We start from the raw sequence: 18779 nt of genomic DNA on the forward strand, positions 1-18779 counted from the left end.
AGGATCGCCCCGGCCCGCGCCGAGCTGGCCGCCCGGGTGGCCGACCTGGTGCACGGCGCCGCCGACCTCGCCGCGTACGGCGCCGGGGGCCGGGCCCTGTCGGCGGCGATGGCGGCGGACGGGCGGCTCGGACGGCTGGAGCGGGGTCAGGCCGGGATCAACGCCGTCGCGCTCGGGATCGGGATGCCGGCGCAGGGGCTGACCGTCGTCGGCGTGGTGCTGGCGGCCCAGGCCGCCGGGCTGGCACGCGTCCCGTCCGCCGTGCTCGCGCTGGCGGCGCTGGTGTCGTTCGAACCGGTGCTGCCGCTGGCGGCCGCGGGCGAGCGGTTCTCCGGCGTCCTGGCGGCGCTGCGCCGGTTGCGGGAGATCCGCGCGACGCCGCCCGCGGTGACCGAGCCCGCCGACCCCGCTCCCCCGCCGGAGCCGCCCCTGACCGTGGAGGTCCGCGACCTCGTCGTACGGCACGGCGGCCGCGAGCCCGCGCTCGACGGGGTGAGCCTCACGCTCACCCCCGGCAGGCGGGTCGCCGTGGTCGGGCCCAGCGGCGCGGGCAAGAGCACGCTGCTGTCGGCGTTGATGCGCACTGTGGAGATCGAGTCGGGCGAGGTCCTCCTCAACGGCATCGACGTCCGGCGGTACCGGTCCGACGACGTGCGGGCGAGGATCACCGGCCTCACCCAGGACCCGTACGTCTTCCAGGCGTCCGTCCGGGACAACCTGCGCCTGGCCGGCCCGGAGGCCACCGCCGAGGAGCTGTCCGAGGCCGTGCGGCGGGCCCGGCTGGAGGCGTGGGCCGAGCGGACCGGCTGGGACACGGTCCTCGGCGAGGACGGCCGCACGGTGTCGGGTGGCCAGCTGCAGCGGCTCGCGCTGGCCCGGGCGCTGCTGTTCGACCCGTCCGTCCTGCTGCTGGACGAGCCCGCCGAGGCGCTGGACGAGGAGACGGCCGACCTGCTCATGGCCGACCTGCTCGACGCCACCCGCGGCCGCACGACGCTGCTGGTCACCCACCGGCTGCGCGGCCTGGAGCAGGTGGACGAGATCGTCGTGCTGGAGGCCGGCCGGGTCGTCCAGCGCGGCCCCCACGCGGACCTGGTGTCCGCGCCCGGCTACTACCGGGACCTGTGGGAGTCGGAGGCGATGACCCGCCGCCGCTGACGCCGGATCGCACCGCCCGGGGCGTGCCGGAAAACGGCGTCGCCGGTGAGCCTCCCGCGACGGGGGCTCACCGGCGACGGACGCCGGGCCGTCAGCCGGCCGACTGCTCCGCCAGCGTGGCGGTGACGGTCGAGCTCCTGCCGTCCCGGGTGTAGACGATCGTGACCTTGTCGCCGGGGCGGGCGCTGCGGATCGCGCCGACCAGGGCCTCCGCGCCGTCCACCTGGGTGTCGTTGATCTTCGTGACCAGGTCGCCCTCCTTCAGGCCGGCCTTGTCGGCCGGGCTGCCGGCGGTGATCGAGCTGATCACGGCGCCCGAGGTGTCGCCGGTCGCGTCGGCCACGCTCACGCCGAGGAACGCGTGGCTGACCTTGCCGGTCTTGATGAGCTGCTGGGCGACCAGCTTCGCCGTGTTGATGGGGATCGCGAAGCCGACGCCGATGTTGCCCGAGCTGGAGCCCGAGGTGGCGATGGCGGTGTTCACGCCGACCACCTGGCCCGCAGCGTTGACGAGCGCGCCGCCCGAGTTGCCGGGGTTGATGGCGGCGTCGGTCTGGATCATGCCGCCGATCGTGGTGCCCTGCTGCGGCTGCTGCTGCGGCTGCTCCAGGCCCCACGGGAACTGCGGCTGCTGCTGCTGTTCGGGGCCCTCGGTGAGGGTCCGGTCCAGGGCGCTGATGATGCCCGAGGTGACCGAGCCCTCCAGGCCCAGCGGGCTGCCGATCGCCAGGACGGCGTCGCCCACCTGGAGCTTGTCGCTGTCGCCGAGAGAGGCGGGGGTCAGGCCGGAGACGCTCTGCGCCTGGATGACCGCGAGGTCGGTCGTCGGGTCGGTGCCCTTGACGACGGCCGAGGCCGTCTTGCCGTCGCTGAACTTCACCGTCACCGTGCCCCCCTGCGCGTCGGCGACGACGTGGTTGTTGGTCAGGATCAGCCCGTCGGCCGACAGGATGACCCCCGACCCCTCGCCCCCGCCGTTCTGCGTCGTCACCTTGATCGACACGACGGACGGCATGATCGCCTTGGCGACCGCGGCGATCGTGTTGGCCGAGGTGTTCGAGGCGGGGCTCACGACGGGGCTGGAGATGACCGTCTGGCCGCCGTTGGTGGCGTTGGCGACGAGGGCCCCCGTCGCCCCGCCACCCAGAGCCACCGCGACGAGGGCGAGGCCCGCTCCGGCCTTCTGCCGGCCGGTCAGCCTCGCCTTCTGCGGCGCCGCGGGCCCCGGCAGCGCCGCCGTGTCGAAGGGCCCCTGCGGGCCGTACCCGCCGTATCCGCCATAGCCGCCCCCGTACGACTGCTGGCCACCGTACTGCCCGTGCTGCGGCGGAGTCCTGCCGAACTGGCTCCAGCCGTGACCGGGGAGTACGTCGGTGTTCTCGTTGCCGGGAACGTGCTCTTGTGAGCTCATCGCCATCCCCCTCAATGGATCTGCCGGTAATCCCGGCTCTCCGCCGGTACACGACTACTTTCGCAAACCCGCGATAAGGTCGCGCTAAGCGATCAGCTGCACGCTCCCACCAGGCCGTACGCGCTCCTTATATCAGGACGTCGCGGGCCAGTACTCGTCCTTGAGAAGACGCTTGTAAAGCTTTCCTGTCGGATGGCGGGGAAGCTCGTCGCGGAAGTCGACGGACCTCGGGCACTTGTAGTGGGCGAGGCGGGCCCGGCAGTACTCGATCAGCTCGGCCTCCAGCTCCGGGCCGGCGTCCTCCGGCGAGGCCGGCTGGACGACGGCCTTCACCTGCTCGCCCATCTCCGGGTCGGGGACGCCGAAGACGGCGACGTCGGCGACCTTGGGGTGCAGCGCGAGGACGTTCTCCGCCTCCTGCGGGTAGATGTTCACCCCACCGGAAATGATCATGTACGAGCGCCGGTCGGTGAGGTAGAGGAAGCCCTCCTCGTCGACGTACCCGATGTCGCCCAGGGTGGTCCAGCCCCGGCCCCGCGGGTCCTGGGCCGCCCGGGTCTTGTCCGGGTCGCCGTGGTAGACGAAGCGCGGCCCGTCGGAGAAGTACACCGTCCCGTGCTCGCCCGGCGGCAGCTCGTCGCCCTGCTCGTCGCACACGTGCACGATCCCGAGCAGCGGGCGGCCCACCGTGCCCTTGTGCTTGAGCCAGTCCTCCGGGCCGACGTAGAGGAAGCCGTTGCCCTCGGTGCCGGCGTAGTACTCGTGGACGACCGGCCCCCACCACTCGAGCATCCGCTCCTTGACCTCGACGGGACAGGGCGCGGCCGCGTGGATGGCGCACGTCAGCGACGACAGGTCGTACCGGCCGCGCGTCTCCTCGGGAAGCTTGAGCATCTTGACGAACATCGTCGGCACCCATTGGGAGTGGGTGACGCGGTGGCGCTCGATCAGCTCCAGCGCCTTCTCCGGGTCGAACTTCTCCATCACGACGACGGTCGCCCCGAGCCGCTGGAACGTCATGCAGTACCGCAGCGGCGCGGCGTGGTAGAGCGGGGCGGGCGACAGGTACACGCTGCCGGCCGAGGGCGCGAACAGGGCCTGCACGAGTTGCACCAGCGGCCCGGCGAAGTCCATGTCCGCCTTGCTCAGCGTCGGCTTGACGCCCTTGGGCCGCCCGGTGGTGCCGGAGGAGTAGAGCATGTCCACGCCCTGGCACTCGTCCTCGATCGGCGTCGCGGGCTGCCCCGCCGTCGCCTCCTCGTACGAGCGGAAGCCGGGGGCCTCGCCGTCGATCATGAGCCGCAGCTCCACGCGCGGGGTGGCCTCGGTGATCGAGGTCGCCACCTCGGCCAGCGCCGCCGAGGAGATGAAGATCCTCGCCTCGCAGTTGTCGACGATGTACGCCAGCTCCTCGGACTGCAGCCGCGTGCTGATCGCCGTGTAGTAGAGCCCCGACCGGTGGGCGGCCCAGGCGACGACGAGGAAGAGCGGGTGGTTCTCCAGCATGAACGCGACGTGGTCGCCCGGCTGGAGACCCGCGGCGCGGAACAGGTGCGCCAGGCGGTTGGACTCCTCGTCGAGCTCCCGGAACGTGATCACGCGGCCTGAGCCGGCCATGATCACCGCAGGCTTGTCCGGCGTCACCGCCGCGATCGCTCCAGGGTGCATGACCGAACGTTACTCGGTTTGCCCGGGCGGCGGTAGGAGACGCACCCGCGGCCCGCGACGCCGTACGGCCCGCACCCCGCGACCTCGCGACGCCGTACGGCCCGCACCCCGCGACCTCGCGACGCCGTACGGCCCGCACCCCGCGACCTCGCGACGCCGTACGGCCCGCACCCCGCGGCCCCGCGACGCGGAACGGCCCGCGCCCCGGAACGAGGCGCGGGCCGTGCGGCGAGCGCGGTCAGGCGGCGGCGTGCTGCTCGACGGTCGCGGAGGCGAGGGCGAGGTCGAGGACCTCGCGGACGTCGCTCACCGCGTGGACGGTGAGGTCGGCCAGCACCTCGGCCGGGACGTCGTCCAGGTCGGGCTCGTTGCGCGCCGGGATGAGCACCGTGGTGATGCCGGCCCGGTGGGCGGCGAGCAGCTTCTGCTTGACGCCCCCGATCGGCAGCACCCGCCCGGTGAGGGAGACCTCGCCGGTCATCGCGACGTCGCCGCGCACCGGCCGTCCCGACAGGAGCGACGCGAGGGCGGTCGTCATGGTGACGCCGGCCGACGGGCCGTCCTTCGGCACCGCGCCCGCGGGCACGTGGATGTGCACGGACCGGTCCTTGAGCGAGCCGACCGGCAGTTCGAGCTCCACCCCGCGCGAGCGGAGGTAGGACAGCGCGATCTGCGCCGACTCCTTCATCACGTCGCCCAGCTGGCCCGTCAGGGTCACGCCGGTCGAGCCCGTCTCCGGGTCGGCCAGCGACGCCTCGACGTACAGGACGTCGCCGCCCGCGCCGGTGACGGCCAGCCCGGTCGCCACGCCGGGCACCGAGGTGCGCTGCCGCGCCTCGGGCAGGGACGACTCCGGCACGAACCGGGGCCGGCCCAGGTAGTCGACCAGGCTGTCCGCCCCTACCGCGACCGGCAGCGCCGTCTCGTCCAGGGCGACCTTCGCGGTCACCTTGCGCAGGATCCGGGCGAGCGAGCGCTCCAGCGAGCGGACGCCCGCCTCGCGGGTGTACTCGCCGGCCAGGCGGCGCAGCGCGCCCTCGTCGATCGACACGTCCTCGGAGGTGAGGCCGGCCTTCTCCAGCTGACGCGGGAGCAGGTGGTCGCGCGCGATCGCGACCTTCTCGTCCTCGGTGTAGCCGTCAAGCGTGACGATCTCCATGCGGTCCAGCAGCGGCCCGGGGATCTGCTCCAGGACGTTGGCCGTGGCCAGGAACAGCACGTCGCTGAGGTCGAGCTCGACCTCCAGGTAGTGGTCGCGGAACGTGTGGTTCTGCGCCGGGTCGAGCACCTCCAGCAAGGCGGCCGTCGGGTCGCCCCGGTAGTCGGCGCCGACCTTGTCGATCTCGTCGAGCAGCACGACCGGGTTCATCGAGCCGGCCTCGCGGATCGCGCGGACGATGCGGCCCGGCAGCGCGCCGACGTAGGTGCGCCGGTGGCCGCGGATCTCCGCCTCGTCCCGCACGCCGCCGAGGGCGACGCGGACGAACGTCCGGCCCATGGCCCGGGCGACCGACTCGCCGAGCGAGGTCTTGCCGACTCCGGGAGGACCGGCCAGCGCGAGCACGGCGCCGCTGCGGCGCCCGCCGACGACGCCCAGGCCCTGGTCGGCCCGGCGCTTGCGGACCGCGAGGTACTCCACGATGCGGTCCTTCACGTCGTCGAGCCCGGTGTGGTCGGCGTCCAGCACGGCCCGGGCGCCGGCGATGTCGTACTCGTCGGTCGTGTGCACGTTCCACGGGATGTCGAGCAGCGTGTCGAGCCAGGTGCGGATCCAGCCGGTCTCGGGCGACTGGTCGGACGTCCGCTCCAGCTTGTCGACCTCCTTGAGCGCGGCCACGCGCACCTTCTCGGGCAGGTCGGCCGCCTCGATGCGGGACCGGTAGTCCTCCTCCTCGTCGGAGGGGTCGCCGTTCAGCTCGGCCAGCTCCTTGCGGACGGCCGCGAGCTGCTGGCGGAGCAGGAACTCGCGCTGCTGCTTCTCCATGCCCTCCTGGACGTCCTTGCGGATGGTCTCCGCGACGTCCAGCTCGGCCAGGTGGTCGCGCGCCCAGCCGACGAGCTTGTCGAGCCGCTCGGCCGGGTCGAGGGTCTCCAGCAGCAGGAGCTTCTGCGGCGTGGACAGCCACGGCGCGTAGCCCGCGCTGTCGGCCAGCACCGCCGGGTCCTCCATCTGGTTGACCGCGTCGACAACCTGCCACGCCCCGCGCTTCTGCAGGATCGTGGTCGTCAGGGCCTTGTACTCCTTGACCAGGTCCTCGGCCCGGGAGCCGACGGCGACCTGGTCCAGCACCGTGGCCTCCACCCAGAGCGCCGCGCCCGGGCCGGTGGTGCCGGTGCCGACCCGCATGCGGTCGACGCCGCGGACCACGGCGGCCGGCTCGCCGCCGGGCAGCCGCCCGACCTGCTCGACGACGGCGGCGACGCCGATGGCGCCGTACCGGCCGTCCACGCGGGGCACGAGGAGCACCCGGCTCTCGCCGCTGGCCCGCGCGGCCTCGATGGCGGCCCGGACCTCGGAGGCCGACAGATCAAGAGGAACCACCATGCCGGGCAGGACGACCTCGTCGTCCAGCGGAAGGACGGGAAGGATCTGTGACATGCGAACTCCAAAGGTTGAGTTATGCCGACTCAACTAACAGGAGTGTGATCGTGTTCCCTGATTTGCGCCCGTTCGCTGTGAGCGATCGTAATCGTGTAATCGTCGCCGGACGACGGGCGGAAGCACCCTCGCGGATGCCGCAGGATGACCCATATGGATACCGGACATATCCGACTAGCGTCGGGCACCGGCCGGTGGGTGCTGCTCACCACGGTCCTCGGGTCGGGCATCGCCACCCTCGACGGAACGGTCGTCAACGTCGCCCTCCCCGCGCTCGGCCGCGATCTCCACGCCGGGATGTCCGGCCTCCAGTGGACCGTCAACGCCTACACCCTCACGATGGCGTCCCTGATCCTGCTCGGCGGGTCGCTGGGCGACCGGCTGGGACGGCGGAAGATCTTCGTGGTGGGCGTGGCCTGGTTCGCGCTCGCCTCCGCGCTGTGCGGGCTCGCGCCCGACATCGCGGTGCTCGTGTTCGCCCGGGCGCTCCAGGGCATCGGCGGCGCGCTGCTGATCCCCGGCTCGCTCGCGATCATCCAGGCCAGTTTCGTCCCGGACGACCGGCCCCGCGCCGTCGGCGCCTGGTCCGGGCTCGGCGGCGTCGCCGCGGCCGTAGGGCCGCTGCTCGGCGGCTGGCTGGTCGAGACCGCCGGCTGGCGGTGGGTGTTCCTGCTCAACCTGCCGCTCGCGGCCGTCGTGGTCGGCGTGGCCGCCCGCCACGTGCCCGAGACCCGCGACGCCGGGCCGCACGGCCGCTTCGACGTGCTCGGGACCGTCCTCGCCGCGCCCGCGCTCGCCGGGCTGACGTACGGCCTGATCCTCGCGGGCGACGGACTGCTACCCCTCGCGGCGGGGCTCGTCCTGGCCGCCTGCTTCGTGATCGTGGAGACCCGGCGCTCGCCGGACGCGCTGGTCCCGGTGGGGGTCTTCGCCTCGCGCGTCTTCACCGCGGTCAACGTCGTGACCCTTGTCATGTACGCGGCGATGGGCCTGGTGTTCTTCCTCCTGGTCGTCCAGCTCCAGGTGTCGGCCGGCTTCTCCCCCATCGCCGCCGGGTCGGCGATGCTCCCGGTCACGATCCTGATGCTGCTGCTGTCGGCCCGCGCCGGCGAGCTGGCCCGTCGGGTGGGGCCGCGCCTGCCCATGACGATCGGCATCCTCCTGTGCGCCGCCGGGCTGCTGCTGATGAGCCGGATCGGGCCGGGCTCGTCGTACCTGGCGGACGTGGTGCCCGCGGCGGTGGTGTTCGGGCTCGGCCTGTCCTCCGCCGTCGCCCCGCTCACCGCCACCGTGCTCGCCACGGCCCAGGAGCGGTACGCCGGCGTGGCCAGCGGGGTCAACAACGCCCTGGCCAGGACGGGTGGCCTGCTCGCCGTGGCCGCCGTCCCGCCGCTCGTGGGCCTGACCGGCGAGGCGTACGACTCCCCCGTGGACTTCACCCGCGGCTTCCACACCTCGATGCTGGTGAGCGCCGCCATGATGGCCGTCGCCGCCGCGGTCACGTTCGTCACCATCAGGACGAACGTGCTCACCGCCACCCCTCCGCCCGCGTCGAGGAGCCACTGCTCGGTGGACGGCCCCCCGCTGGAGCGCCGCCCTCCCACCGCGTCTCGCGGCTAGGGTCTGCCTGGAGTTGTGATCATTGGCGGCGAAACGGGCTGGCCGGGACGACGATCGGGCTGGTAGCTTTCAGTCGGCCGCGACACCGTCCGAGGAGGTGAGACCCATGAACGCTGTATCGATGTGGGTGCTCCCCCTTTCGTCACGGTCGGGCGATTGACGTAGGTGTCGCCGGGAGCGCCTCGACAACAAGGCACTCCCGAAAGGCAACACCCATGCACTCTCTGCAGTTCACCGCCGAGTCGTCGTCGAACGACGTGATCGAACGTGACTTCACCGTGGGCGGCGTCCCCGGTGTCCTATGGTCGCCGGCCTCCGGCGCGGCCGATAGCGCACCCTTGATCCTGATGGCCCACGGCGGCGGCAACCACAAGAAGCACCCGGCGATGTCCGGTCGCGCAGGCCTGCTCGTCACCGGCTGCGGCTTCCACGTCGCCTGCCTCGACGCGCCCGGCCACGGCGACAGGCCGCGCACGGCGCACGACGAGGCGGAAATCGCCGAGCTGTTTCGGGCGAGGACGGCGGGCGAGCCGGAAGGCCCGATCGTCATTCGCTACAACGACCACCTGGCCAAGCTCGCCGTGCCCGAGTACCAGGCGACCCTGGACGCCCTCCAGGAACTTCCCGAGATCGGCGCCAGCGGGCCGGTCGGCTTCTGGGGCATCAACATGGGCACCGCGATCGGCATACCGTTCGTGGCGATCGAACCCAGGATCACGGCCGCGGTCTTCGGTCAGCACTGGCCCGATGTCCTGGCCGAGAAGGCGAGGCAAATCACCATCCCGATCGAGTTCGACCTGCAGTGGGACGACGAGCACATCTCGCGCGAGGAGGGTCTCGCGCTGTTCGACGCCTTCGCTTCGAAGGAGAAGTCATTGCACGTGAACTCGGGCAAGCACAAGGACCTGCCCCGCTTCGAGGCCGACAGCGCGGTCCGGTTCTTCGCCCGGCACTTCCGCCGAGCGGTCACCTCGCCCGCCTGACCTGAGCGGTCGCGGCGTCCGGCGTACCGGCCGGGCGCCGCCACCGCGGGCCCGGTTGATGCTGCGCATCCAGATGATGGATCCGCGTATCGCACCGCCTTCCATACCGCCAGCCTCTGGAGCGCATCGAGGCGGAACCCGACCGCGACCGGTGGTTCACCGCCGCGGAGGCCAGGGAGTACGGCCTGGTCGACCACGTGGTCTCCGGCCTCGCCGCCGTGCGCCGGTCGTCCTGACGCCCCGGCGACTCGACCGTCGTCGCTGAAGCCCTTCGACGACACGCTGAAGAGCTACATGCAGGCGCGCAACATCCCGTACGGATCGCTGGCCGTGCCCTGGGGTACGACGTCGAGATCGACAACCTGATGCACCAGGCGGCCGACAGCGTCGGCTCCAACTCCTGGCCGTCGACGAACCTGTTCCCGTCCTACGGCCTGTGATCCCCGCCTGATCAGCCGCAGCGCGTGCCCTTGGGCGGGACCGTCCCCTCCAGCAGGTACGCGTTGACCTTGTCGTCAATGCACGCGTTCTGACCGCAGGCGCCGTGCCCCTCGTCGTTGAAGCCGTCGAAGACGACCGCTACTCACGATAAAAAGGCTCGTTGATCACGACTTCGGACAGGCCGGCGGATCGGTGACGAGCGCCGCCGTGCCGGAGGCCGGCACGGCGGCGGGGTGGGCCGGCGGTCAGTGCGCGCCGGCGCCGCTCCTCACGATGGACCTGACGCTCGACGGGCTGTCCAGCGTGTAGGAGTAGGGGATGGAGGCGACGCCGCCGCCGGTGTCGCCGGCCCCCGAGTTCACCTTGTAGTTGTCGCGGGCGACGAGGTTGCCGCCGGGAGAGGACCCCTCACCCCGGTGGTAGGGGTCGGCGACGTTCTCGAAGTAGTTGCCCTCGACCAGCACACCGGCCTCCACGGTCGAGGCCACGCCGTACCCGCTGTTGTTGTAGTAGTAGTTGTTGAACACGTGCACGGGATTGCCGAAGCGCACCCGGGGATGGCGCTGGACGGTGCCGTCGAACCAGTTGTGGTGGTAGGTCACCCGCAGGTGGCCGCGGTCCTCCGCCCCGTTGTCGTCGCTGTGGCCGAGCAGCATCGTCTTGTCGTGGTCGAAGACGTGGTTCCACGAGACGGTCACGTAGTCGCTGGCCCGCTTGATGTCGATCGCGCCGTCGTATCCGTGGGAGAGCGTGTTGTGGTCGATCCACACGTTCGTCGAGTGCTGGACGTTGACGGCGTCGTCGCTCCAGTCGCGGAAGACCAGATTCTTGATGATCACGTTCTTCGCGCCGGACACGTTCAGGCCGCACCCGGCGATGGTGGCCCCGGACGCGCCGACGATCGTCTTGTTCGACCCGACCGTGAGCATGCCCGAGCACGAGATCGTCCCGGTCACCCGCACCACCGACGCGGAGGACCCCGAGATCGCGCCCGACAGCGCCGAGGCGCTGGACACCGTGACCGTCGCGGCGGCGCCGCCGCCCGTGGTGCCGCCGTTCATCGCGGCCCAGCCGATCGGACTCGAACCGCCGCTCGTGGGAGTGGGGGACGGGGTCGGTGTGGGGGTCGGTGTGGGGGTCGGTGTGGGGGTCGGTGTGGGGGTCGGTGTGCGGGTGGGAGTCGGGGTTGGCGTCGGCGTTGGCGTCGGCGTGGGTGTCGGGGTGCCGGTGGAGCCGGTGGAGCCGGTGCAGGTGACGCCGTTGAGGGTGAAGGAGGCCGGTGTGGGGTTGGAACCCGACCAGGCGCCGTTGAAGCCCACTGACACCGACCCGCCGGTGGGGATGGAGGCGTTCCAGTCGAGGTTCCTGGCCGTGACGTTCTGCCCGCTCTGCGTCCAGGTGGCGGCCCAGCCGTCGGTCACCTTCTGACCCGAGGAGGGAAACGCGAAGCCCAGCGTCCACCCGCTGATCGCGTCGCCGAGGTTCTGGATCGTGACCGCCGCGGTGAAACCACCCGACCAGTCGTTGGTCGTGTAGGTGACCGCGCACCCCGCGGCCGCCGAGGCCTGGGTGGCGGGCACCGCGAGGGCGAGGGCCGGCGCGGCCAGGGAGAGCGCCGCCGCGACGGCGGCCAGGCGGCCCGCCGGGGACCGGGGGATGGCCAGAGGCATGAGTTCTCCTGCGATGGACGAGTGGGCTCGGATGGGAGGGCCGGCGTGAGTCCTGGCGGGCTGAACGGTCTGGGCCTCGCGCGGGTGTCCTCCGCGCGAGGCGGGGAGTCATCCGATCGGGTTCCAGCCGTCGGATCCGGCCAGGTACTTCTGCGGGGTGTAGGCGGTGGCCTGGGAGTCGCTCATCTGCGGGCGGCTGGAGTTGACGCCGGCGCCCGCGCCGGTGTTCCTGTACTCGAAGAAGCGCGCGTTCTTCCAGGAGTTGCCGGACATGTCGGTCCAGGGCTGAGACGTCTTGATCGTCGAGCTGAGGGTGGACTCCCGGTAGAGCACCTGGGCGTTCGGACCCCAGGGGCGGCCCAGCTGTGTGGTCCCCGCCGTGGCGCCGGAGATCCGCGACCTGTAGATCAGGAAGCCGTAGGTCTTGGCGATGTCGGTCCTTGCGGCGGTGATGGGCGCGCCGGTGCTGCGCTTCTCGTAGATGTCGCTGTCGTCGATCACGATCGTGCCGTCGCCGAAGACGAAGTCGACGGTGCCCTCGACGTACGAGCCGCGCATGTAGGCGCGGGCGGACGCGTTCACCAGAAAGGTGTCCTGGTCGCCGAGCAGCCGCACGTTCGACAGGACCGACCGGTCGGCGTCGAGGTTCAGCGCGACGGCCTGCTGTCCGCTGGTGGACGAGCTCTCCTGGTAGTCGTTGGAGATCGTCAGGTTGGTGAGGGCGGCGTCGTGGCCGTCGACGAACGCGGTGGCGCTGTCGAAGGTGCCGTACGAGGCGGCGGAGTGGTTGTTCACGATCACGACGTCCCTGGCCGACGACCCGAGGCCCTGCAGCGTGATGAAGGGCTTGTTCGTGGGAATCGTGACGGTCTCCCGGTAGGTGCCGGGCTTGATCGTGATGACCTTCCGGCTGGAGTTGCCCGCCGGCACGGCGTCGATCGCGGCCTGCACCGTCCGGTACCTCCCGGTACCGTCGGCGGCCACCGTGGGGGTCCCGCCCGTGGGCGTCGGCGTCGGCGTCGGGGTGGGGGTGGGAGTCGGGGTCGGCGTGGGGGTCGGCGTGGGGGTCGGTGTGGGGGTCGGCGTCGGCGTTGGCGTTGGCGTGGGTGTCGGGGTGCCGGTGGAGCCGGTGCAGGTGACGCCGTTGAGGGTGAAGGAGGCCGGTGTGGGGTTGGAACCCGACCAGGCGCCGTTGAAGCCCACTGACACCGACCCGCCGGTGGGGATGGTCGCGTTCCAGTCGAGGTTCCTGGCCGTGACGTTCTGCCCGCTCTGCGTCCAGGTGGCCGCCCAGCCGTCGGTCACCTTCTGACCCGAGGCGGGAAACGCGAAGCCCAGCGTCCACCCGCTGATCGCGTCGCCGAGGTTCTGGATCGTGACCGCCGCGGTGAAACCACCCGACCAGTCGTTGGTCGTGTAGGTGACCGCGCACCCCGCGGCCGCCGAGGCCTGGGTGGCGGGCACCGCGGCGACCAGGCAGCCCGTGACGAGCGCCGCCGCCACGACAGCCGTACGGCGTGCCGGACGGGTGTTCCGGCGACCTCGGCGCGCCGCCGTCGGCAGGCGTGTCCTGTCCGATGGGTGCATGAGGAGTCCCTTCGATCTCGCCGTCTCGGCTCGAATCATCGGGTCAATACCGTGCCGGGGAAAGGATGCCGCCCGACGGCGTCCACGTCTTCGCAGGTGGACGGCTTCGGACGGGCGAATGCCGCTGATACGTTCAGAGAGCCGCGGAGAGTTCCGCGGGAACGCCGCCTCGATGGACGGGGCCCCTCGCGATTCGACGGGACGAGTTCAGGCGGCGGACGTGGGAGGTTCACGTACCCGTGGGCCGGGTGTCCTGATCTGCGGGGACGATCCGGCCATGAGCGTCTCACGCGCATCCGCCCTGCTGGCGGCGGCCCTCACCCTGCCCTCGCTCGTCGCGGCCGCCCCGGCCGCCGCCCGGTCCTGCCCCTCCTTCCTCGCCGTGGCCTCGCCGTACGCGACGGTGGCGGGACGGTCGCACGCCGGGTCGGTCACCCTGTTCGCCGAGCAGGGCGGCGGGCTGAAGAAGACGAAGGTGCTCCACCAGGGCGCGGACGGCATCGGGGACGAACCCGAGCTCAACGACGCCTTCGGCTCCGCCCTCGCGCAGGGCGACTTCGACGGCGACGGCTGCGCCGACCTGGCCATCGGGGCGTCGGAGGAGTTCTTCGGGCCGCCGGTGGCGGACGCCGACGGGCACGGCGTCGTCCACGTGCTGTACGGCTCCCCGGACGGGCTGGGCCGGGCGCGGACGATCGACGTCACCCATCTCGGCCGCGACCACGGCACCGACCGCTTCGGGGCCGCCCTCGCCGCCGGGGACCTCGACGGGGACGGCGACGACGAGCTGATCGTGGGCGCGCCCGGGCTGGCGGGAGGCGGCGGCGTCGGCGTCTTCGGCCTCGGCCACGCCTCGCCGTACGGGAAGGGCACGCTCATCACGGAGTCGACCGGCTGGGTGGGCCAGGACCCCGGGCAGACGGACCTGTTCGGCGCGGCGCTCGCCACCGGCGACTTCAACGGCGACGGCCGCGACGAGCTGGCGGTCGGCGCGCCGGGCGGCGGCGGGCTGCGGTACGGGGCGGGCGTCGTCACCATCCTCGACGTGCGCAGGCGGTACGCCGGGGTCTACACGCAGGAAAGCCCCAACGTGAAGGGGTACGGCGAGAAGTGGGACGCCTTCGGCGCCTCGCTCGCCTCGGGCGACTTCGACGCCGACGGCCGGGACGACCTCGCGATCGGCGTCCCCGGTGAGGACCTGTCGCTGCTGCAGCGCGGCATGGACTACGGCGACGGCGCGGTCAACGTGCTGTACGGCACGTCGCGCGGCCTCAGCGCGATCGGCAGCGAGATCTGGTCGCAGACGATCCTGAAGGGCACCCCGCGCTACTACGACCGGTTCGGCACCTCCCTGGCCGCCGGGGACCTGAACGGCGACGGCGACGACGAGCTCGTCGTCGGGGTGCCGGGCGAGGACGCGGTCCAGGTCATCGCCGGGACCAGGACCGGCGGCCTCACCCGCAACCACAACGCCCTGGTCACCGGGCGCAGGGACAGCGACTTCGGCTCCTCGGTCACGGTCGTGGGCGGCCGGCTGCTGGTGGCGGCCCCCGGCTCGGGCGAGCTGACCCTGGTCGGGACGAGCAAGAAGAAGGGGTCGTACCCGGGCGTCGTCCCCGGCTCGGCGACGGTCGTCGACCGGGGCGGCGAGTCGGACCTGTTCGGCTACGCCCTCAGCTGAGCCGCGCGGCGTGTCGCCGGGACAGGACGGGCCGGACGGCGCCGCCGCGGAGGCCTGCGCCGCGCCGGCGTGGCGCGGCGCAGAACGCCCGTGCCGTACCGGACGATCCGGTACGGCACGGGCGCCGCGGCGGGTCAGGCGTTGAGCTGGGCGTGCCCGGTGGGGACGGTGAACCGGGCGGAGACCTTGGCGGGAGCGCCCCGCCGGCTGATGTAGTCGAGCGTGCGGAACTCGGCCCGCATCTCCTCCTCCGACAGCCGGCAGACGATGAACCCGCGCCGCTGGTCGATGTACGAGATGTGTGGGTTCTCCCGGAGCAGCTGGGCCACCCGGGCCTGGTCGCGGTAGCCGTCCCCGTCGCTGGAGATGGACGAGGTGACGAGCTCGACGGCCACCTTGGGCGAGTCGGGGTCGTCGAAGTCGGGCTTCAGGTCGGCCGCGTGGTGCATGTGGGCGTCGCCCGTGAGGACGACCGGGTTGGCGGCGCCCGAGCCGCGGATGCCCTCGAGCAGGCGGGCCCGCTCGGCGGGGTAGCCGTCCCAGCTGTCCATGTTCAGCTCGGTGCCGGGGCCGGACCTGTAGTCCCGCTGGGCCATGAGGACCTGCTGCCCGATGAGGTTCCACCGGGCCTGCGAGGCGGTGAGGCCGTCGAGGAGCCAGCGGTGCTGGGCCGCCCCCAGGATCGTCCGTCCCGAGTCGAGCCGCTCGTCGCAGCCCGAGCGGTCGCCGTCCTCGCAGGCCTGGTCGTCCCGGAACTGCCGGGTGTCGAGCAGGTGGAACTCGGCCATCGGCCCCCACTGCACCCGGCGGTTGATGCGGATCGACGCCCCGTCCGGGACGCTGGCCCGGCGCAGCGGCATGTTCTCGTAGTACGCCTGGAAGGCGTAGGCCCTCCGCTCCCGGAAGCCGGGGGCGTCGGTGCTGGAGACCGGACCGGCCCAGTTGTTCTCGATCTCGTGGTCGTCGAACGCCACCAGCCACGGCGCGGCGAGGTGGGCGGCCTGGAGGTCGCGGTCGGTCTTGTACTGCGCGTGCCTGACCCGGTAGTCGGCGAGCGTCTGGCACTTGTTGCCCGCGTGCTCGCGCACCGCGCCCCCGAGCGCCGTGTAGCCCTGGGGCTGGTACTCGTAGATGTAGTCGCCGAGGTGCACGACGAGCTCCGGCTCCTGCTCCGCGATGCGGCGGTAGGCCGTGTAGTAGCCGTGCTCCCAGTGGGCGCAGGCGGCCACGACGAAGCGCAGCGGCGACATCGCCGTGGGGGCCGTGCGGGTGCGGCCGGTGTCCGACAGGTGACCGTCGGCGCGGAAGCGGTAGAAGTACTCCCTGCCCGGCTCAAGGCCGTCCACCTCGACGTGCACGCTGTGCGCGGACGAGGGCCGCGCGGTGACGGTCCCGGACTTCACGACGGAGGAGAACCCCTCGTCGGCCGCCACCTGCCACTGCAGGTCGACGGGCCGCGACGGCATCCCGCCGAGCCCGTCGGGGGACGTCGGGTCGAGCGCCAGCCGGGTCCACAGCACCACGCCGCCCGGCGTGGGGTCGCCGGACGCGATGCCGAGCGCGAACGGGTCCTGCCGGAGCGCGCGGGAGGAAAGCCCCTGGGGCAACTGGGGCAGCGCGGAGCCGCCGAGGACCAGGCCGCCGGTTCCGGCCGCGAGAGCGGACAGAAAGGCTCTTCGTGACGCATTCGTCTGCACGCCACCAGTGGACGCGCCCCGGTCGACGGCCGTCCTTTACCGCCGTTACCCGGCCGGAAACCGCCGGTGAACAGTGATTCTGACTACCCGTCCTTGCTGAACGGAGGCTGACGCGCCGGGCTCGGCTCCGTTAACGCCGCCCACCGCCGCGGTCCCGGCTCAGCCGACGGGCCGGTGCAGCACCGCCTTGAGGTCGTCCCGCAGCGTCGAGGCGTCGCGGAAGTGGATCCCGGACAGCCCGGCCTCCTCGGCTCCCGCGATGTTCTCCAGCCGGTCGTCCACGAACACGACGTCCCCGGCCCGTACGCCGAGCGTCTCGACCACCCGGCGGTAGATCCGCGGGTCGGGCTTCACCAGGCCCATCCGCCCGCTGTAGAAGCGGGGGCCGATCGGCGCCATGAACGGCAGCGTGTCGACGCCGTCGGCCACGCAGATCGGGGCGTTCGACAGCAGGGCCATCGGCACGCCGGCCGCCGAGAGCTCGCCGACGACGGCCGTGGTGTCCTCGTTCGGCCGCGACCAGCTCTCCACGTCGGCCGCCACGATCCGGTCCAGCTCGTCGCCGGTGACCGGCCTGCCGCAGACGCGCGACCAGTACTCCGCGGGATCCAGCGCGGCCCGGTCGAAGTCGAGCCGGAACTCCCAGTAGCGCTCCTCGAAGCCGGGGACCTCGCCGGCCATCCGCACCAGGCGGGCCACGTCGTCGCGGTCCTGGGGCAGGGAGATGACGTTGCCGTAGTCAAAGAGAACAAGAGTCATGATTGAACGATCATACCCGGTGTTCGGTTTCAGGCCACATACGGCTTGAGGAAGGCGTTGGCCGTCGCGCAGCCCAGGTAGTTGCGCACCGTGTGGAAGTCGAGCCAGTCGATGTTGCAGGACACGTCGCGCTCGACCCCCTCGAAGCAGGGGCGCAGCGCGTCGGGGATCGCGGCGATGTCGTCCTTGTCGGCGATGTTGATCCAGCGGCGCACCCCCGGCGGCCGGGCGCCGCGGCCCTTGACGGGGACGGGGACCAGCCGCTCGAAGACCACGTTGCGCATCCCGAGCGGGCTGCCCAGCGTGATGAGCAGGTCGGCCGACAGGTCCGGATGAGCCCAGAAGGCCTCGTAGGCCACCACGCTGCCGAGCGAGTGGGCCACCACCACCTCCGGCCGCCGCCGGCGGATCGTGTCGGCCACGGCGTCGCGCGCCCGGGTGCGGGGATCGCCGCCACCCAGGTACGTGGCGACCTCCGGGCAGAAGTCCCGGGCGAACCGGACGGCCTCGGGACCGAACCGGGTCACCAGCCACTCGGCCAGCCGGTGGGCCAGCCCGGTCAGCGACTCCCCCGCGACGCCCCGGACGCGTCCGTCGAGTTGCCCCGCCCAGTCGGCGAACACCAGCTTGGCCGGCGGGTCCATCTGCCGGGGCGGCTTCACCGGCCCCGTGTGCAGGTGATGGGCGTAGTAGGCGACCTCGGCGAAATAGTCGGGCGCCTTGCCCGCCGTCTGCCCGGTCAGGCCCTTGTGGAGGTAGCCGTTCCACTTCAGCCGCATCGTCTCGGCCGCGCCGCCCGCCGACCCCCCGGCGTCCTCGTAGTAGTGGTACTTCCCGATGCCGTGCACTCCGACGATCGTGGTCATGCTCCCGCCCAGTCGCAGCCGTACCCCGGCACACTGTGCACGAGGCCGTGGACCGTGACAACCCGAAGCCCGATTTACGGCGATAAATTAGATGATCCGGCGCGACCGAGGCTGCACACTGGGCATGCCCGGAGAGGCACGGCCGCACGAGCCGGAGAAACACACGAGGAGGAGACGATGCCAGGCCCGTTGCACGTCCGCGGTTCGGTGGTGATACCGGAGGCGGAGCTCGGGTGGCGTTTCTCCCGCTCGTCCGGGCCCGGCGGCCAGGGGGTCAACACCACCGACAGCCGTGTCGAGCTGAGCTTCGACGTCGCCGCGACCACCGCCCTCGGCCCGGCCCTCAAGGCACGGGCCCTCGAACGGCTCGCGCCGCGCCTGGTCGACGGCGTCATCACGGTGACGGCGTCGGAGTTCCGCTCACAGCTGCGCAACCGGGAGGCCGCCGAGCTGCGGCTCGCCGGGATCCTCCGCGACGCCGTCGCCCCGCCGCCGAAGAAGCGCCGCCCCACCAAGCCCTCGCGCGGGTCGGTCGAGCGGCGCCTCGCGGCCAAGCGGCAGCGCTCGGAGGTCAAGCGCCTGCGGCGCGGCGACGACTGACGATCCGCGTGACCGGAGAGCGCTCTCCCCCCCGTTCAC

At 72.2% G+C, this 18779-nt stretch carries 14 protein-coding genes and 1 pseudogene; 6 read left to right on the forward strand and 9 right to left on the reverse strand.

The genetic code is table 11. The features are described from left to right. A partial coding sequence (locus MPTA5024_RS43210; protein WP_036320122.1) for an amino acid ABC transporter ATP-binding/permease protein occupies positions 1 to 1158 on the forward strand: 1158 nt, incomplete at its 5' end. 91 nt (positions 1159 to 1249) lie between these two features. Here the strand turns inward: MPTA5024_RS43210 and MPTA5024_RS04495 are convergent. The 3 genes from MPTA5024_RS04495 to lon all read right to left on the reverse strand — a co-directional run bounded on the left by MPTA5024_RS04495 (position 1250) and on the right by lon (position 6836). Further along, positions 1250 to 2569, reverse strand: coding sequence for a S1C family serine protease (locus MPTA5024_RS04495; protein ID WP_036323161.1), 1320 nt, complete (start codon positions 2567 to 2569; stop codon positions 1250 to 1252). A gap of 132 nt (positions 2570 to 2701) precedes the next feature. Then, positions 2702 to 4237 carry an AMP-binding protein gene (locus MPTA5024_RS04500; RefSeq protein WP_036320125.1) on the reverse strand — a complete coding sequence of 512 codons (1536 nt, stop codon included), beginning with the start codon at positions 4235 to 4237 and terminating at the stop codon, positions 2702 to 2704. A gap of 238 nt (positions 4238 to 4475) precedes the next feature. Next, positions 4476 to 6836 (reverse strand): endopeptidase La, encoded by a 2361-nt coding sequence (gene lon / locus MPTA5024_RS04505; RefSeq protein WP_036320127.1) that lies wholly within the window; start codon positions 6834 to 6836, stop codon positions 4476 to 4478. Positions 6837 to 6989: 153 nt separating this feature from the next. On the opposite strand from lon, the gene MPTA5024_RS04510 reads away from it, so the two are divergent. From MPTA5024_RS04510 to MPTA5024_RS39255, 3 genes are all read left to right on the forward strand, one after another. After that, positions 6990 to 8456 carry an MFS transporter gene (locus MPTA5024_RS04510; protein ID WP_036320130.1) on the forward strand — a complete coding sequence of 489 codons (1467 nt, stop codon included), beginning with the start codon at positions 6990 to 6992 and terminating at the stop codon, positions 8454 to 8456. Positions 8457 to 8671: 215 nt separating this feature from the next. Continuing rightward, positions 8672 to 9439, forward strand: coding sequence for an alpha/beta hydrolase (locus MPTA5024_RS04515; RefSeq protein WP_036320132.1), 768 nt, complete (start codon positions 8672 to 8674; stop codon positions 9437 to 9439). A 125-nt stretch (positions 9440 to 9564) separates the two neighbouring features. Continuing rightward, entirely contained in the window at positions 9565 to 9675 is a 111-nt protein-coding gene (locus tag MPTA5024_RS39255; RefSeq protein ID WP_269750565.1) for an ATP-dependent Clp protease proteolytic subunit, read from the forward strand. Positions 9676 to 9890: 215 nt separating this feature from the next. Here MPTA5024_RS39255 and MPTA5024_RS43215 read toward each other — a convergent pair. The 3 genes and pseudogenes from MPTA5024_RS43215 to MPTA5024_RS04535 form a co-directional block, all read right to left on the reverse strand. Then, positions 9891 to 9986: pseudogene (locus MPTA5024_RS43215) on the reverse strand (alpha/beta hydrolase); the annotation flags it as partial. 139 nt (positions 9987 to 10125) lie between these two features. Then, positions 10126 to 11550: a pectate lyase family protein gene (locus MPTA5024_RS39265; protein WP_036320133.1), complete on the reverse strand. Its 1425-nt coding sequence runs from the start codon at positions 11548 to 11550 to the stop codon at positions 10126 to 10128. A 108-nt stretch (positions 11551 to 11658) separates the two neighbouring features. Beyond that, complete coding sequence (locus MPTA5024_RS04535) at positions 11659 to 13137, reverse strand: pectinesterase family protein (protein WP_084369411.1); 1479 nt, start codon at positions 13135 to 13137, stop codon at positions 11659 to 11661. Positions 13138 to 13414: 277 nt separating this feature from the next. Here MPTA5024_RS04535 and MPTA5024_RS04540 point away from each other — a divergent pair, with 277 nt between their 5' ends. Further along, complete coding sequence (locus MPTA5024_RS04540; protein ID WP_036320139.1) at positions 13415 to 14818, forward strand: FG-GAP-like repeat-containing protein; 1404 nt, start codon at positions 13415 to 13417, stop codon at positions 14816 to 14818. Between the two features lie 134 nt (positions 14819 to 14952). Here the strand turns inward: MPTA5024_RS04540 and MPTA5024_RS04545 are convergent, their stop codons facing one another. The 3 genes from MPTA5024_RS04545 to MPTA5024_RS04555 form a co-directional block, all read right to left on the reverse strand. Next, positions 14953 to 16515 (reverse strand): alkaline phosphatase D family protein, encoded by a 1563-nt coding sequence (locus MPTA5024_RS04545; protein ID WP_036320142.1) that lies wholly within the window; start codon positions 16513 to 16515, stop codon positions 14953 to 14955. Positions 16516 to 16674: 159 nt separating this feature from the next. Continuing rightward, on the reverse strand, positions 16675 to 17274 hold the full coding sequence (locus MPTA5024_RS04550; protein ID WP_036320145.1) for an HAD family hydrolase: 600 nt from the start codon (positions 17272 to 17274) through the stop codon (positions 16675 to 16677). 29 nt (positions 17275 to 17303) lie between these two features. Continuing rightward, entirely contained in the window at positions 17304 to 18140 is an 837-nt protein-coding gene (locus MPTA5024_RS04555; RefSeq protein ID WP_036320147.1) for a hypothetical protein, read from the reverse strand. A 177-nt stretch (positions 18141 to 18317) separates the two neighbouring features. On the opposite strand from MPTA5024_RS04555, the gene arfB reads away from it, so the two are divergent. Then, on the forward strand, positions 18318 to 18740 hold the full coding sequence (gene arfB, locus MPTA5024_RS04560) for an alternative ribosome rescue aminoacyl-tRNA hydrolase ArfB (RefSeq protein WP_084369412.1): 423 nt from the start codon (positions 18318 to 18320) through the stop codon (positions 18738 to 18740). Positions 18741 to 18779: the final 39 nt, after the last annotated feature.

The sequence above is a fragment of the Microbispora sp. ATCC PTA-5024 genome, assembly GCF_000511135.2.
Classification (GTDB): Bacteria; Actinomycetota; Actinomycetes; order Streptosporangiales; family Streptosporangiaceae; genus Microbispora; species Microbispora corallina.

What these genes read in the sequence shown, in the direction of transcription:
- MPTA5024_RS39265 (WP_036320133.1), bottom strand. Translation starts at nt 11,550, where the DNA reads ATGCCTCTGGCCATCCCCCGGTCCCCGGCGGGCCGCCTGGCCGCCGTC.
- MPTA5024_RS04495 (WP_036323161.1), bottom strand. Translation starts at nt 2,569, where the DNA reads ATGAGCTCACAAGAGCACGTTCCCGGCAACGAGAACACCGACGTACTC.
- MPTA5024_RS04515 (WP_036320132.1), top strand. Translation starts at nt 8,672, where the DNA reads ATGCACTCTCTGCAGTTCACCGCCGAGTCGTCGTCGAACGACGTGATC.
- MPTA5024_RS04550 (WP_036320145.1), bottom strand. Translation starts at nt 17,274, where the DNA reads ATGACTCTTGTTCTCTTTGACTACGGCAACGTCATCTCCCTGCCCCAG.
- MPTA5024_RS04535 (WP_084369411.1), bottom strand. Translation starts at nt 13,137, where the DNA reads ATGCACCCATCGGACAGGACACGCCTGCCGACGGCGGCGCGCCGAGGT.
- lon (WP_036320127.1), bottom strand. Translation starts at nt 6,836, where the DNA reads ATGTCACAGATCCTTCCCGTCCTTCCGCTGGACGACGAGGTCGTCCTG.
- MPTA5024_RS04510 (WP_036320130.1), top strand. Translation starts at nt 6,990, where the DNA reads ATGGATACCGGACATATCCGACTAGCGTCGGGCACCGGCCGGTGGGTG.
- MPTA5024_RS04555 (WP_036320147.1), bottom strand. Translation starts at nt 18,140, where the DNA reads ATGACCACGATCGTCGGAGTGCACGGCATCGGGAAGTACCACTACTAC.
- arfB (WP_084369412.1), top strand. Translation starts at nt 18,318, where the DNA reads ATGCCAGGCCCGTTGCACGTCCGCGGTTCGGTGGTGATACCGGAGGCG.
- MPTA5024_RS04540 (WP_036320139.1), top strand. Translation starts at nt 13,415, where the DNA reads ATGAGCGTCTCACGCGCATCCGCCCTGCTGGCGGCGGCCCTCACCCTG.
- MPTA5024_RS04500 (WP_036320125.1), bottom strand. Translation starts at nt 4,237, where the DNA reads ATGCACCCTGGAGCGATCGCGGCGGTGACGCCGGACAAGCCTGCGGTG.